Origin of the sequence: Methylobacter svalbardensis (assembly GCF_037671525.1) — a bacterium.
In the GTDB taxonomy this organism is placed as follows: Bacteria; Pseudomonadota; Gammaproteobacteria; order Methylococcales; family Methylomonadaceae; genus Methylobacter_A; species Methylobacter_A svalbardensis.
On the sequence record NZ_JAWPOH010000071.1, the window covers coordinates 1 to 14,730 of the forward strand.

The window sequence follows — 14,730 nt, forward strand, 5'->3', positions numbered from 1 at the left end:
CTGGAAGCTTTATGAAGGATGGGGGCGTGAGGCCAAACAATTGGATGAAGAAGGATCAAGCCGAGGCCTGATCCTGAGTCTGTTGTTTGACCATTGCCTCCTCCTTCACCCAGAGCAGACTGCCCGCATAGAAAACAAACTGCCCGCGTATACCATAGGCAGTCTGCAAAGAAAATCTCAAATGGAGGTGCTGATTGAATTTATCAAAGCCTTGTTAGAGGATAAGAATCCTGCGGCTAAGCTCAAAGAATTGGCTGGACTTATTGATGAGGTTTTTCAGTTAATGCCTTCTGGAAAACATATGGTTGGGAGGGATTTGGGGCGTTTAGGGCCGACGGTTTCGCTACAGTACCGTGCTGCTGGATAATTTTCCAAGAATCAGGCTGCAAAAAATTTAAAAACTTGAACATCGAGTATAAAGTTAAATTAGAGACCAGTCATCAGTTTCTTGTACAATGGTATTACTATAATAAAATAGTGGTTTATATCCAGTTTCTTAACCCAGGAAAAAATGATGAACAAAATAAAAATATTACTTGCACTCTCCTTGTTGTTTGGCTTGTCAAGTCCGGCTGTATTTGCCGATACCCTGAGTTCTGATAAGGACATACTCGGCAGCTGGTTTCTGGAATATACCAAAAAATCACCCGAAGATACTGAAAAGAAACCTATGGGCATGACCTGGGTGCTTAATAACAATCAGCTGACCCAAAAAGACATTCCGCAAGTTAGAGGCAACACTTATGATGCACCTGCGGTTGACTATGTTGTGGAAGATGGCACTTTAAAAGTCAGCATACTGGGCAGAGCGGGTAAGTTCGATGTTTACTCATTAGTGGAAAAAACCGATAAGACTATGGTACTTAAAGATAATAAGTACGGAAACTATATGTATTTCATCAAAAAATAAGTTTATCCCTTCCCCTCTGGCATAGGTATCTACACAACTTAAAACACTAAGCGGGACGGGGTTTGCAACCCCGTCCGTAACGTTTTTACGCTGCCAGAACTAAGTTGTTACACTTGACCGTCTCCAAACGTTTCGAACGGGGCAACATGCCCCGCCCGGCTTTGGATACTACTTTCCCTTTCGAGACTTATCCTTTAAGTTTCGTCACGCCGTTGAATTGAGCTGGCACGCTTTATCCTAAAAACAGCAGTAGTCCACGAAAGACACGAAAGAAATCAGTATGTTGTGATGATGTGGTTATTCACCCTTTGGGTAACGACTTGCAACTTGTTATCTCTTTGATAATTTTCGTGCTTTTCGTGTTTTTCGTGGATCAAATGATTTTTTTAGGTTGAATGGATAATCGAATGATTTTAATGGATAATGCAGATCTATTTAGTCGATCTAACCTACGCAGTGAAGCAATGAAAAAAAAGATAGAGGAACTTATCCTGCAAGCCGTTGAAACACTTAAATCAGACGGTGTTCTCGCTCAGGAAATTACCCCGAATATTACTATTGACCGTACCCGTGACGCACAGCACGGCGATTTTGCTTCTAATCTGGCATTAATGCTGGCAAAACCGGCAAATACCAACCCACGCCAGTTGGCGGAAAAACTGATTGCCGCGCTGCCTCAAGATGCCGCCATTAGTAAAGTTGAGCTGGCAGGGCCCGGCTTTATCAATTTCTTTATCGATCCCACAGCCCAATATCAGATTATCAAGCAAATTCACGACGAAGGTCGAGAGTTTGGTTTAAGTCATGTCGGTGCCGGTAAAAAAGTTCAAGTTGAATTTGTATCCGCCAATCCTACCGGGCCTTTGCATGTCGGTCATGGGCGTGGAGCTGCCTATGGTTCGGTGGTTGCCGATTTATTGGAGGCAGTCGGTTTTGAGGTGCATCGTGAATATTATGTCAATGATGCCGGTCGGCAGATGGATATACTCGCCACCAGTATCTGGCTCAGATACCTGGAAGAATGCGGCGAAGTGGTGCATTTTCCCAGCAATGGCTATCGCGGCGAATATGTACGCGAAATTGCCTGGGACATTCATAAAAATGCCAGTAATGACTATCGTAGACCCGCTGAGCTAGTATTTGAAGACATACCCCTTGATGAGCCTGCAGGCGGCGATAAAGAAATACATATCGATGCGTTGATAGCCCGCGCTAAAACCTTGCTGGGAAAATTGTTATATCAGGACTTTTTTCAAATAGGTTTGAACAATATTCTCGAAGACATCAAGATTGATTTGAGCGAGTTTGGCGTTGACTATCAAGAATGGTTTTCAGAACGCCAATTGATGGACGACGGCTCGGTGGAGCAAGCGCTGGAGCGCTTGCGTGTTGCCGGGCATCTGTATGAGCAAGATGGCGCGACTTGGTTTGCCTGCGCCAAGTTGGGCGACGAAAAAGATCGGGTAGTGATACGCGATAATGGACAATCCACCTATTTTGCGTCGGATATTGCCTATCACATGAACAAGCTGGATCGTGGTTTCGACCAGATCATCAATATTTGGGGAGCCGATCATCACGGTTACATTCCCCGAGTCAGGGCGGCCATTCAGGCCTTAGGCGCTGATGAATCCAAGTTAAAAGTGCTGCTGGTGCAGTTTGCCTCGCTTTGGCGCGGAGAAGAAAAAGTACCCATGTCGACTCGCTCCGGTGAATTTGTCACCTTACGGCAATTACGCAATGAAGTGGGTAAAGATGCGGCGCGCTTCTTTTACGTGATGCGCAGATCGGAACAGCACATGGATTTCGACCTGAAACTGGCGACCTCTAAATCCAACGAAAATCCGGTATTTTATGTGCAGTATGCTTATGCTAGAGTATGTAGCGTATTGCGCCAATTGGATGAAAAAAACTGGGAACGGGATTTGCTGCTGGGCATGTCAAACCTGACACTATTGACCGAAGAGCACGAAACCAATCTTCTGGGTACACTGGCGCGCTATCCTGAAATGCTGGAACGTGCTGCATTGCAATACGAGCCGCATCAGCTGATTCAATACCTGCGCGAATTGGCAAACGAGTTTCATACTTACTACAATGCGCATCAATTCCTTGTTGACGATGCAACAACTCGTAATGCAAGGCTTAATCTGATTTGCGCGGTAAAGCAGGTATTGGCAAACGGTTTGGACTTGCTGAATATCAACACACCTGAAGCAATGTAATGGCTAAAGACTACAAACACAGAACGCAGAATAAGCATACCGCGTCCACATCGTACAGACAAAAACCAGAAGGTCTTAGTCTGTGGCGATGGATGCTGATTACGGCATTGATTATTTCGTTTGTAGTCTTTCTGGTTTATTTGAGCAGTACCGGATCGAAACAAACATCCCCTTCGCAGGCGTTATCGACAAAGCCTGAGGCAGCAAAAGTTGAAGCGCCCAAGCAGGAGAAAAAACCCGAGCCGGGGCCGGTGTTGCCGCAATTTGATTTTTATACCATCCTGCCTGAAAAAGAAGTCATCGTACCGGATTATGAAATTAACACGCGTACCAGAGAGGAACGGGTTGGACAGGCAAAAACCGCTAATTATATTTTGCAAGCCGGATCGTTCAAGGAATTTAAAGATGCCGATACCTTAAGAGCCAAACTGGCTTTAATGGGGATTGAATCGAAAGTTGAGAAAGCAAAAGTCGGTAATACGATCTGGAATCGGGTCAAAATGGGGCCTTATACCCAGATGGCCAGCGTTAGTACCATTCGAACCCGATTAAGAGGCAATGGTATTGACGTACTCGTTATAGAAGTTGGCAATTAATTCACCACAAAGACAACGAGTCTGGGTGCCCTATAGGGTGTTGCAAGTACAACCCGGCTTTCAATGGAGCAAAGCAAAAGCGGATTGATGTAGAGTGCTGGTGTAGTGAGATGGGTTGTTTTTTAATCGCAATGGTTTGATATAGAATGAGTGAAGAATACGAATACGATGATGAGGCGGAAGAATTTTATGCAATCCGGCCGAATAAGACACAAATAAAGAAAGATATGTCCGTTCTTTTCGCTTTAAGCGAAGAAATGTCAGAGCTGCCTGCAGGGCAATTAAAAACGCTTGAACTTCCTGATATCATCAATAAAGCGGTTATAGAAGTATCGGGAATGCCGCATAAAGGCGCGAGAAAACGGTTACTTAAATTTATTACCAGCCAGCTTCATAAGATAGACATAGAGCCCATCTTAGAGAAACTGTCACGCATTAAAAATAAAAGCGCTCATGCCGTACGGGAGCATCACGCGGTAGAGCGTTGGCGGGATCGGCTGATTAGCGAAGGCAATGATGCGTTGACGGCATTACTTGTCGAGCAACCGCAGGCTGATCGGCAGGTATTAAGACAATTGTTACGTAATGCTCAAAAAGAAGCCGAAGCCGGTAAACCGCCCAAATCTTCCCGTCAATTGTATCGTCAATTGAAATTGTTATTTCAGGTTGAAGGCGAGTTGGATGATGAGTCGGGATTTGAGGATGAGCAGGAAATCGATTAGTTTCCGATCACATCATCATGCCTAGCAATCGCTAAACAAATCCATTTGCTGGAAATGAGTCTGTCCGGACTTGTTTTCCAGTGATGACAGCGTAATTCCCAGCAAGCGGACATTGCGCCTGCCTATGTCGGTGTTTTTTACCAAATCTTCAAGAACGGCACCTATAGCTGTTGCCGCAGTAATGATATGCGGCAATGTCCGGCTGCGGGTGATTTGGACAAAGTCATGATATTTAATCTTTATGGTTAGAGTATGTGCGACCAGCTGTTTTTCGGCGACTTTGCTCAAGGCTTTTTCCAGCAGGCTTTGCAATTGTGCAATAACCTCTTGTTTAACCTTAATATCCTGTTGAAAAGTAATTTCCACACCTACCGATTTTCTGCTGCGGCAGTTGTTGACGGGGCGGTGGTCTATGCCTCTGGAAATGCTGTAATAATGCAGTCCGGCCTTGCCAAAATAATGCTGCAACATTTCCAGCGGCAGATCCTTTAAGTCCTTGCCGGTGTTGATGCCCAACGCTCGCATTTTTAGCGAAGTCACCTTGCCTACGCCATGAAACTTTTCGACCGCAAGCCGTTCGACAAAGTCTGCGCCCTGTTCCGGGGTGATTAAATAAAGCCCGTCCGGTTTATTGATGTCCGAGGCGATTTTGGCGAGAAATTTGTTATAAGAAATGCCGGCCGAAGCGATCAGCTGGGTTTCCTGCTTAATCGCCGCCTTGATGGCTTTGGCGATTAATGTGGCGGAGCCTTGATGCAGGCATGAATGACTGACATCCAGATAAGCTTCATCCAGGGACAGGGGCTCAAAAAGGTCAGTATAGTCGGCAAAGATTTTTCGAATGGACTTTGACGCTTGTTGATAAGCTTCGAAACGGGGTTTTACAAAAATAGCTTGCGGGCATAAACGATAAGCGTGAGCCGAAGGCATCGCAGAATGGATGCCGTATTGCCTTGCTTGATAGCTGCAGGTTGCGACTACGCCCCGAGAGTTTGGAGCGCCGCCGACAATCAGCGGTTTATTGCGGTATTGTGGAAAATCGCGCTGCTCTACTGCCGCAAAAAATGCATCCATATCGATATGAATGATTTTTCGGGTAGCATTCATTCCGTATTATTTTGCGGATTTTTTCGGTTCCGGCAGGTTCAGTTCTGCGGTCATATTCCAGTCGGAGAAAGGAAACGGCAGGATTTCGGTATTGAAGGTCAGAAACAATAAAATATGGTACGTATAAATGGACAGGCTACGTCCAAAGTTAAGCGTATTGACGTTGGCTTTGCCGGTTATCAGTGTTGAGGCCACCTGTAAGATAATAACGGCCCAAAGCAGCATTCTGACCAGGCTGCCGATAGCTGCAAAAATCAGCATAAAGAAAATTCTTTTCCAGCTGGATAGTTGTTTCAAGTTGTAGTTGATTTGATTGTCCATCGTCATTAGCCTCGGTTCATAATGTCGCGTAAATCAAGCGCCGCCGCATTGGCGCGGGCTATATAATTGGCCATTGATAAGGAGTAGTTGGCGAAAATACCGTAGCCGCTACCGTTTAATATCATTGGGCTTAAAATAGGAGTCAGGGCATTTTCCAACGCCTTAATCATGATGTCAACAGTACGCATGGCCCGTTTATCCAATAAAATATCCTCAAAGTCATGTTTGATGGCTCTTAGAATGTGTAATAAAGCCCAGCTTGCACCGCGCGCTTCATAGAAGACATCGTCAATCTCCAGCCATGTCACTACAGTTATGGGTGTTCCTTTTTCTTCAGCGGCCTGTTGCTCAAGCTTGGTGAGTCCAGGGCCATAGTTGCTGGAATCGTTTGCGCTCAATCGGGTAGACAAACCACCCAGACGTTTTATCACCACTTCGGTGTACTGCCACAAATTGTCGGCTCTGGAGTAAAATTGCGCTTTTTTGACCGGGCCTCCGTATTTTTGCAGGCGTGACATGTATTTGTGCAAAGCCTCGACGCCCTTTTCATATTCCGCTTCCGTTGACGGTAGCGCCCATGAGTTGTTTTCGTAATAGAAGTAAGGCTCGGCGACCGCAAGATCGAAATCTTCGGCAGATTGCGACTGATCTCTGGCAAAGTGATTTCTTAATGCGGTGGTGGCATCACGCAGCATCACCAACGCGCCATATTCCCAATTGGAAATGTTGTCCAGGAAAACGCCGGGGGGCGCAACATCATTAGTAATATAGCCGCCGCTTTTATGCAGCAGAACCTCGGCGATATGAGCCAGGGTGTTGGTATAAACATAGCCGACAGGCATATTATCAGTGGTGTGGGTTTCTTCGGCGCGTTTCACCGCTTCGTCTTGTATATTAAATTGTTCCGGCTCACGGCCCCACCAAGTGCCTAAGAAGATCAAAATGACCATTACAATGAGGGTGAAAACGCCAAATCCCCAGAGTATTCCTTTCGATTTTAAATCGTTCAGTGCTTCATTTGCCGCCATTTTTGAAATCCCGTAAAGAGGTTTTTTGTAGGGTTGAAAAAATTTTCACCCTATTGCTTTTTATATGAAAAATTAACTGCATAGTAGCAGGTTTTTTAGCGATTTGCTTATGGTACAAGCCGCTATAAGGGTTTTTTTTTGGCTCTTGGATGGGCTTTATCATAAATTTCAGCCAGATGCTGGAAGTCCAGATGAGTGTATATTTGGGTGGTACTGATATTGCTATGGCCGAGCAGTTCCTGGACGGCTCTTAAATCCTGGCTGGATTCAAGTAAATGGCTGGCGAAGGAGTGTCTGAGCATGTGCGGATGGATATGTTCGGCAATACCTTTTTTTTTGCACCACTGTTCCAGCCTTAATTCGATGTTGCGTTGACCGAGCCTAGTTCCTCGCGTTGACACAAATAAAGCCGAATCGATGGCGGGTATTTTTATGGCGCGTTGTTGTAACCAGTTTTCAATAGCGGTAACGGCTTTGCTGCCTACCGGTAATATTCTGGATTTTCCGCCCTTACCGATACGAACTGTCAGGGTGTTATCCGGCAAGTCCAGGTCGGTTACATCAAGCGCCGATAGCTCACTCAACCGCAGGCCGGATGAATAGAATAATTCGAACATGGCCAGATCACGGATTTCGAGCAGCGAACTTGCCCCGGCTTCCAATAAACCGGATAACTGATCGACATCCAGTGTTTTGGGCAGCTTTCGATCTTGTTTGGGCGCTTGAATATGCTGGGCAGGATTGACACTGACCTGGGCTTTTTTTAACAGGTAGTTATAAAAACTGCGTATCGCAGACAGCTCACGTTGCAGGCTTTTGCTGCTCAGACCTTTCCGATGCCGACCGGCTATATGGGCACGAATATCGGTGTGTTGCAGGTCTGCCCATTGGGCTATGGCCTTGTCTGTGCAATAGCGGGACAGATGCTTAATATCCCGCTGATAACTTTTTATGGTGTGTGCCGAGGCGCGAACTTCAACGCTGAGCTGAGTGAAAAAGTCAGCCAGCATCAGCTCCGCATCAGGATGCACGATTAAATCTTCCGTTCATGTAACAAGTTGATCAGACGGGTACCTATGATTTCGCTCATTTGGTTTAAAAACAGGTTACCCATGCTGTAATGAAAGCGGCCGTCCTCCCGGCTGCCGATGGCTAAAATGCCTTCCAATTCGGTAAAAGCCAGTGGAATAATCGCGCAGGATTTCACTTCAAACGCCGATTCGCCGAATAACACTCTTGCCTGAGCCAGAGTCGGGCGACCGCATTTAGGCTGATTGCCGGCCAGTTCGCCGGCAAACGGTTCCAGGTCCTTGCTGTCCGGCTCAATAAACAGATTGGTCATAGTCGCGGGGTCTGGATGGTGTTTGATGATGCGCACAGCAACAAAGTCGATCAAAAAATATTCTGACAGGACGACATCAAGATTAGCGACTGCGTCTTCCAGCGTTGTGGCATCCAGCAGCGCCAGAGTGAGCTTGTGCATGCGGTTCAGAGAAGCATCGTTATCCCTGGCTATTTCAATCAGCGCAGTGAGCTGGTTTTCCATGTCATGATGCCGGCTCCTAAACAGTTCCAGCTGCTTTGAAATCAGGGAGACCGCACTGCCGGTGGGATGAGGGATACTCAGGTGTTCCAGCAAATTCAAATGCTGATGAAAGAACTCGGGATGATTGCGCAGATAGTTTTCAACCTGGGCTGGAGTGAGTTCCATGATTAATTCATTCATAGCATAGGTGTCCTTCAAAAACAGAAATGGCAGGCCCAGTCATTAATACCGGTTCGCCACGGCCAGGCCAGTTGATGGTTAGCGTTCCGCCAGGTAGCTCAACACAGACCGTATGATCCAACAGATTGTGTTCGATGCCGATGACCACGGCGGCACAAGCGCCGCTGCCGCAAGCCAGGGTTTCGGCAGCGCCGCGTTCATACACGCGCAGCTTGATGTGTTGGCGATCTACGACTTGCATAAAACCGACATTAACCCGTTCCGGGAAAAAAGCATGGCTTTCCAGGGCTTTGCCCAATTCAGCCACCGGCGCGGATTTAACATCCGTAACCTGAATAACCGCATGCGGATTACCCATCGAAACCGCGCCGAAGGCCTTTTCAGTATCGTTAACCAGCACCGTATAAAAGCGGGATTCTTCTTCCGTCAGCAGCGGGATTTCGGCGGGGGCGTGTCTTGGAACGCCCATATTGACGGTGATCTGGTCGTCGTCATCAAAACGTAGCAACAATTGACCGGAATTGGTATCGACGCGGATTTCATTCTTATCCGACAGTTTTTTATCGCGGACAAAACGGGCGAAGCAGCGCGCACCATTGCCGCATTGGGAAACTTCGCTGCCGTCCGCGTTAAAAATCCGGTATTTGAAATCGGCATTGGCGCTTACCGCTTTTTCAACCAGTAACAGCTGATCAAAGCCTATGCCGAAGTGCCGGTCAGACAGCCGTCGGATTTGTTCGGGCGTTAAGGCGATCTGCTGATTGATCGCGTCTATGACCACAAAATCATTACCGAGGCCGTGCATTTTTGTGAAATTGATCATTTATATTTATATTTAAGCAGTCCACGAAAATCACGAAAGACGCGAAATAAGCAATCAAATGAATCGTGTTACGATTTTTCGTGCTTTTCGTGTCTTTCGTGGACGTTTGTTTTGGTTGATACCCTAGGGTATCAAATGCTCGCCCACCCAAAGCTGCGCAAGCGTTTCCCTTTCCCTGATCAGGTGCAGACTGCTGCCATCAACCAGCAGTTCAGCCAGGCGCGGTCTGGAATTATAATTCGAACTCATGGTAAAACCATAGGCGCCGGATGAACGTATCGCCAATAAATCGCCCTGAGCAATTTTAAGCACACGGTCTTTACCCAAGAAATCACCGGTTTCACAGACCGGGCCGACGATATCCCAGGTTGTTTCTAGCGCATCACTTTGCAGGTTTACCGGAATAATAGCCTGCCAGGCGCCATATAAAGCAGGGCGTACCAGATCATTCATTGCCGCATCGACGATAGCAAAGTTTTTATTCGCCGTCGGTTTAAGATATTCAACCTGGGTGACCAGAATACCGGCATTGCCGACGATAGCGCGGCCCGGTTCCAGTAGAATTTCAATATCGGTTCTGCCCAGTCGCGCCAAAATCGCCTGGATATAGTCGGCAGGTTCAGGCGGCTGTTCATCTTTATAACAAATGCCCAAGCCTCCGCCCAGATCCAGATGATGCAGTTTAATCCCTTCGGCCGCAAGCGCTGCAACCAGATCGAGAATCTTATCCAACGCATCCAGAAAAGGCCGGGTTTCGATCAGTTGCGAGCCGATATGGCAATCAATGCCGATCACCTTGATATTGGACATGGCCGCAGCACGGCGATATTCGGTCAAGGCTTGTTGAATGTCTATGCCGAATTTGTTTTCCTTTAGACCGGTAGAGATATAAGGATGAGTTTTGGCATCGACATCCGGGTTTACCCGAAAAGATACCGGCGCGATAACGCCCAATTGCCCGGCCAGCCGGTTAATCCGGTCCAGTTCGCCGCTGACTTCAATATTAAAACAGCGTATGCCGATTTTTAGCGCCGCCAGAATTTCGTCTTCGCGTTTGCCGACACCGGAAAACACGATTTTTTCAGGCTCGCCGCCGGCGGTAATCACTCGCTCCAACTCGCCCAGAGAGACGATGTCGAAACCCGAACCTAAACGGGACAGCAAATTGAGTATCGCAATATTGGAATTGGCCTTTACTGCATAACAGATCAAATGCGCCTGTTTGCCGAAAGCCCGGTCGAAAGCCGTCCAGTGCCGCTCCAGCGTAGCTCTTGAATAGATGTAGCAGGGGCTGCCGTATTTATAGACGATATCAGAAACAGCAATGTCTTCGGCGAACAGCTCACCGTTTCGGTAATTAAAATAATCCATGTTTAGTTGTTTTTATTATGCATGGCTATCCCTGCCATGCCCCCTTCGGGTAAATGCAAATCTGCTTCCCGGCAGATTAGTCGGACTTGGGTTCTGGTTTTTGGGCGGGTTCCGGTTCTACATGAAACGGTGGCGCTTGACCCGGCAAATAAAGCGGACCGGGCTGTCCGCAGCCGGCGATAGCTGAATTTAGCAGCAAAAGCATTAATATTTTAGAAGGTTTCATGGCGCGTTATCATAAATCATCGTGGCTAAGCAGGAGTGTAAGGCCGACCGGTCATTCCTACACTCATGGTAATAATGGTCGATATAATAAGCCCAATTGCAAGAAAAGGCATTAATTTGCTCAAATCCAGATCGCCGAATTAATGGTCGGATACCGGTTGCTTAATGCCATCAGAGGTTAGCATGAGTAATCAAAATAAACATAAACGGCCTAAATACACTCTTGAATTCAAACAAGACGCGGCAAAGTTGGTTAACGAAAAAGGCTATACGCACCAGCAAGCAGCTGACAATTTAGGCATATCACTGAGTGCTATTGGGCGATGGGTGCGAGCCGAACAAGGGCCAACAATCCCATCGGCGACCAAGAAAAAGGTTTTGAACTTGACAGATCAAGACGACACACGCGCTTACGTAAAGAAGCTGAACACTTGCGGATGGAGCGCGAAATATTACATGGTGCCCTTTAGGGCATAGCTATCTACACAAGTCATCATAACCGGACGGGGCATTCTCGTTCCCACGCTACCGAGATGGTGAAAGACTTGTTCTTAGCATCAATCGACTCAATAACCACGAAGAACACGGACGACTGCAAGGACAGATATTTGCTCCTGCAATATCTGCATTCACCACATCCCTGTGGATTATGCAGGAGGTAGAGCAACGCAGGAGCAGTTGCCGAGAGCACGAAGTTTTTAATACTTTGATGAATAGGGTTATTTTCTCCGTGTCCTTCGTGTTCTCTGTGGTAATTAATTTTTTCAGCACGATTTGGATAATACTTTTCTAGTCTCATGGAGTATGAGCCGTAAAGGTAACTGTTGGGATAATGCGCCGACAGAGCGCTTTTTCCGAAGCTTAAAACGCGAACAATTAAATTACGAGAAATTCAGAACAAAAGAGGCGGCAAAGCTCAGTATTATTGACTGATGTTACGCACTATCCACGAAAAGCACGAAAGCCACGAAAAAATGTAAATCTCTCTATTTCTCGACTTACGGTGTAATGCCAAATTATTCATATCATATCAATTTGACTGGAACTGGCATTCATGCCGGCATGACGATACTAGCCGAGGTTCATTGTAATCAGGATGCATTTTCGACAGGCTTCTATGTACCCCGTTTATTTTTCGTGCTTTTTGTGTTTTTCGTGGACTACGATTTTTTATAGGTAAGCGCGCACTCAAAACCAGGCTATCAATCCCCCTGGAATTTGAGCCGGAATTCTATAAGAAGACTGCTTAAGAAAGTGTCCGGTTTTAGTCGACCATTACACGAACTGAGGCTTCGGTGATGCAAGACATTTGGCAGTAACGAGTTGATCTGATAGGTATTCGCACTTATTGATTGGATAAATTGAACAAATTATACTTATGCATCCTAGTAGCGCTAATCGTTCTTTTTATGGTTGATGCGTTATTCAATACTTGTCACAAACATAGGGACATTACTATGATTGACCCGCGTAACCTTTGGCAAAACCATCTTCTCGACTCCCTGTCGATTACTGAATACACGCGCCTTTCCCCTCATCTGGAACTGGTTGAATTACCGCGCGGAGAGGTTATTTACGAGTCCGGGGACGAGTTGCGTTACGCTTATTTCCCCACGACCTGCATCGTATCGATGCTTTACGTCATGGAGAGTGGCGCACCAGCCGAAATCGCCATGGTCGGCAACGATGGCATCATCGGTGTTTCCCTGTTCTTGGGCGGGAGAACCATGCCTAATCAGGCTGTGGTGCGGAACGCTGGTTACGCCTATCGGTTGCGGGCGCGACGACTTATGCAGGAGTTCAACCGCTCCGGGGGATGCCGCAACGGAGCGCTGCACGATTTGTTGCTGCGCTATATCCAGGGGCTGATTACCCAGATAGCGCTGACGTCGGCCTGCAATCGTCATCATTTCGTGGACCAGCAACTCTGCCGCTGGCTGCTGCTAAGCCTTGATCGACTCCCTTCGAACGAATTAATCATTACCCAGGAATTGATCGCCAATATGCTCGGCGTGCGACGCGAAGGCATCACGGAGGCCGCCAGGAAATTGCAGCAAGCAGGATTGATTGATTACCGCCGTGGACGCATTACGGTACTAGACCGGTCGGGATTGGAGGCGCGTGCCTGCGAATGCTACCACGTGGTCAAAACAGAACTCGATCACTTGCATATCTCTCCCCGGCATAGTCCATTGACATCTTACATCCCCTTACAAAAGGATGAGCAGGTCAAAAGTGAATCATTAGGCAGTTGCCAATAGTAGATGAAATAAGGACAATGCCGCCGTATTCAGGATGTTCGACACACTTACCCGTACTCTCCCGACGTATTCAACGCTATCAATTTCGTCGTAAATATCTTCGGATATTTCTACGTATTGCTGTAGTGTCAGGGATGTAATCTTTGCTGCTATTCATTTGAATAATCTTCAGTAGATTAAATGATGGGTGAGCAATCGAGACTGTGAAAGAATGAATGAGTACGGCATAAAAAGTACTATTAACCATGAAGTTCATGAAGGACATGAAGAAAAGGCTAAGTCAATCAATGTATTAAATCTTCATGTTCATGCGCTTCATGGTGATTTCTCCTATATCGAATACTTTCACAATCTCAATCCCTTGCAGCACGGAGGATGAAAAGCCTACCCTTGTAAGCAATGCGTCCGGGAAATCTCACCGACCTGTTCCGGGGTGAACAAGATGCCGATCTAGTCAATCCGCTCTTGGGGCCAGGTGAACGACAGCGAAGTCCACTTTGTACTTCCGACCGTTGTCGTCTGTTTGAATGCCTGATCGCCCCGTTCAACGGTAACGATGTAACGGCCGGGCTTGAGCCTGGCGAATAGCATAGGGCCTTCAGATAAAGTTTCCATGAGGCTGTTGCCCCTTGAGTCCGCGATACGGACCCTCACGTCACTGACATATTCTCCTGTACCCTTTATCGAAAATAGCAGGTGCAAGTTATAGCCGGCTCGCATGGCTTGCAATGCATCTTGTTCATCGGCCCCTACTCCACCGCTGACGAAGATAACATCGCCTTGGGTTTGTGGTTTGATCAGCTCCTGTTCTGCAACAGCAGGGAAGCTGAACAAAATACAGAGAAAGATAAGTGTTAAGTGCATTCGTTTCATAAGAATTACTCCTTGGATTATAAAAAAGAACAACCTTGTTTGTAGCATACAGGATCTGTCACCCCAGTCTGTACGCTACCGTACCTTATAATTAAATTGATGTTTGGGTTTTCCAAATTCGACATTGCCGACGACATCATCGGTCGGCGCATTATCAATCGCAACGAGCGTCCGGATGTGTTGTTGGCCCGCCTACGCAAAAAAGCCAACGCCACGTTAAACGAACCCCCTGTCCATCAAAACCGCGCATATGCACGGTTTTGTCTTTACAGCCCCTGTCATAACCCAATAACATCAGAGACAAAAAACACCTTCATGCAATAAACTGCAAGTTCTTGCCATGTTTTGACAGCCTGAGTCAGTTTATAATCGAGAAACCACTATAGTCGCTCATTTTTTCTGCTAGCATTATAATCTGATGTTACGCAGCCAGTAATTTTTGCAACTCTTCATAAGCTATCTGGTTCGCTTTGATAAATAGCTTAGTTCTTAGCGCAAAATGATTGGCCTTGTATTTTATCTTCAGACATTCCAGCTTGAAC

The 14,730-nt window shown here is 46.7% G+C and carries 17 protein-coding genes and 2 pseudogenes; 9 read left to right on the forward strand and 10 right to left on the reverse strand.

From position 1 onward, the window contains the following. The 5 genes from RW114_RS17490 to yjgA form a co-directional block, all read left to right on the forward strand. Positions 1–367, forward strand: a 367-nt coding sequence (locus tag RW114_RS17490) for a hypothetical protein (protein WP_340124047.1), incomplete at its 5' end; no start/stop codon positions are given. Positions 368–514: 147 nt separating this feature from the next. Beyond that, a complete protein-coding gene (locus RW114_RS17495; protein WP_340124048.1) occupies positions 515–910 on the forward strand; it encodes a hypothetical protein in 396 nt (131 codons plus the stop codon). Between the two features lie 464 nt (positions 911–1,374). Further along, positions 1,375–3,135 (forward strand): arginine--tRNA ligase, encoded by a 1,761-nt coding sequence (argS, locus tag RW114_RS17500; RefSeq protein WP_340124049.1) that lies wholly within the window; start codon positions 1,375–1,377, stop codon positions 3,133–3,135. Then, complete coding sequence (locus tag RW114_RS17505; RefSeq protein ID WP_340124050.1) at positions 3,135–3,731, forward strand: SPOR domain-containing protein; 597 nt, start codon at positions 3,135–3,137, stop codon at positions 3,729–3,731. Before argS ends, RW114_RS17505 begins: the two co-directional genes overlap by 1 nt. A gap of 146 nt (positions 3,732–3,877) precedes the next feature. Continuing rightward, positions 3,878–4,453 (forward strand): ribosome biogenesis factor YjgA, encoded by a 576-nt coding sequence (gene yjgA / locus RW114_RS17510; protein ID WP_340124051.1) that lies wholly within the window; start codon positions 3,878–3,880, stop codon positions 4,451–4,453. Positions 4,454–4,474: 21 nt separating this feature from the next. Here the strand turns inward: yjgA and dinB are convergent, their stop codons facing one another. The 8 genes from dinB to lptM all read right to left on the reverse strand — a co-directional run bounded on the left by dinB (position 4,475) and on the right by lptM (position 11,055). After that, entirely contained in the window at positions 4,475–5,560 is a 1,086-nt protein-coding gene (gene dinB / locus RW114_RS17515) for a DNA polymerase IV (RefSeq protein WP_340124052.1), read from the reverse strand. 6 nt (positions 5,561–5,566) lie between these two features. After that, the gene (locus RW114_RS17520) at positions 5,567–5,881 is read right to left on the reverse strand and encodes a DUF4389 domain-containing protein (RefSeq protein WP_340124053.1); all 315 of its coding nucleotides are present in this window, start codon (positions 5,879–5,881) and stop codon (positions 5,567–5,569) included. 5 nt (positions 5,882–5,886) lie between these two features. Continuing rightward, positions 5,887–6,909 (reverse strand): DUF2333 family protein, encoded by a 1,023-nt coding sequence (locus RW114_RS17525; RefSeq protein WP_340124054.1) that lies wholly within the window; start codon positions 6,907–6,909, stop codon positions 5,887–5,889. Positions 6,910–7,031: 122 nt separating this feature from the next. After that, a complete protein-coding gene (gene xerC / locus RW114_RS17530) occupies positions 7,032–7,940 on the reverse strand; it encodes a tyrosine recombinase XerC (protein WP_479687039.1) in 909 nt (302 codons plus the stop codon). A 2-nt stretch (positions 7,941–7,942) separates the two neighbouring features. Then, positions 7,943–8,635 carry a DUF484 family protein gene (locus RW114_RS17535; protein WP_340124055.1) on the reverse strand — a complete coding sequence of 231 codons (693 nt, stop codon included), beginning with the start codon at positions 8,633–8,635 and terminating at the stop codon, positions 7,943–7,945. Beyond that, on the reverse strand, positions 8,628–9,458 hold the full coding sequence (dapF, locus tag RW114_RS17540; protein ID WP_340124056.1) for a diaminopimelate epimerase: 831 nt from the start codon (positions 9,456–9,458) through the stop codon (positions 8,628–8,630). Before dapF ends, RW114_RS17535 begins: the two co-directional genes overlap by 8 nt. A gap of 123 nt (positions 9,459–9,581) precedes the next feature. After that, entirely contained in the window at positions 9,582–10,829 is a 1,248-nt protein-coding gene (gene lysA, locus RW114_RS17545) for a diaminopimelate decarboxylase (RefSeq protein WP_340124057.1), read from the reverse strand. Between the two features lie 76 nt (positions 10,830–10,905). Next, positions 10,906–11,055 (reverse strand): LPS translocon maturation chaperone LptM, encoded by a 150-nt coding sequence (gene lptM / locus RW114_RS21040; RefSeq protein ID WP_422614836.1) that lies wholly within the window; start codon positions 11,053–11,055, stop codon positions 10,906–10,908. 182 nt (positions 11,056–11,237) lie between these two features. Between lptM and RW114_RS17550 the strand changes: the two genes are divergently transcribed. The 4 genes and pseudogenes from RW114_RS17550 (at position 11,238) to RW114_RS17565 (ending at position 13,694) form a co-directional block, all read left to right on the forward strand. Then, complete coding sequence (locus RW114_RS17550) at positions 11,238–11,531, forward strand: transposase (RefSeq protein WP_340124058.1); 294 nt, start codon at positions 11,238–11,240, stop codon at positions 11,529–11,531. 324 nt (positions 11,532–11,855) lie between these two features. After that, positions 11,856–11,928: pseudogene (locus RW114_RS21045) on the forward strand (hypothetical protein); the annotation flags it as partial. A gap of 583 nt (positions 11,929–12,511) precedes the next feature. Further along, the gene (locus RW114_RS17560) at positions 12,512–13,315 is read left to right on the forward strand and encodes a Crp/Fnr family transcriptional regulator (protein ID WP_340124062.1); all 804 of its coding nucleotides are present in this window, start codon (positions 12,512–12,514) and stop codon (positions 13,313–13,315) included. 211 nt (positions 13,316–13,526) lie between these two features. Further along, positions 13,527–13,694 (forward strand): hypothetical protein, encoded by a 168-nt coding sequence (locus RW114_RS17565; RefSeq protein ID WP_340124059.1) that lies wholly within the window; start codon positions 13,527–13,529, stop codon positions 13,692–13,694. A 71-nt stretch (positions 13,695–13,765) separates the two neighbouring features. Here the strand turns inward: RW114_RS17565 and RW114_RS17570 are convergent, their stop codons facing one another. Together RW114_RS17570 and RW114_RS17575 are read right to left on the reverse strand one after the other, a co-directional pair. Continuing rightward, positions 13,766–14,188, reverse strand: coding sequence for a carboxypeptidase regulatory-like domain-containing protein (locus RW114_RS17570; protein ID WP_340124060.1), 423 nt, complete (start codon positions 14,186–14,188; stop codon positions 13,766–13,768). A gap of 421 nt (positions 14,189–14,609) precedes the next feature. Beyond that, positions 14,610–14,730 (reverse strand): annotated as a pseudogene (locus tag RW114_RS17575) (IS701 family transposase); the annotation flags it as partial.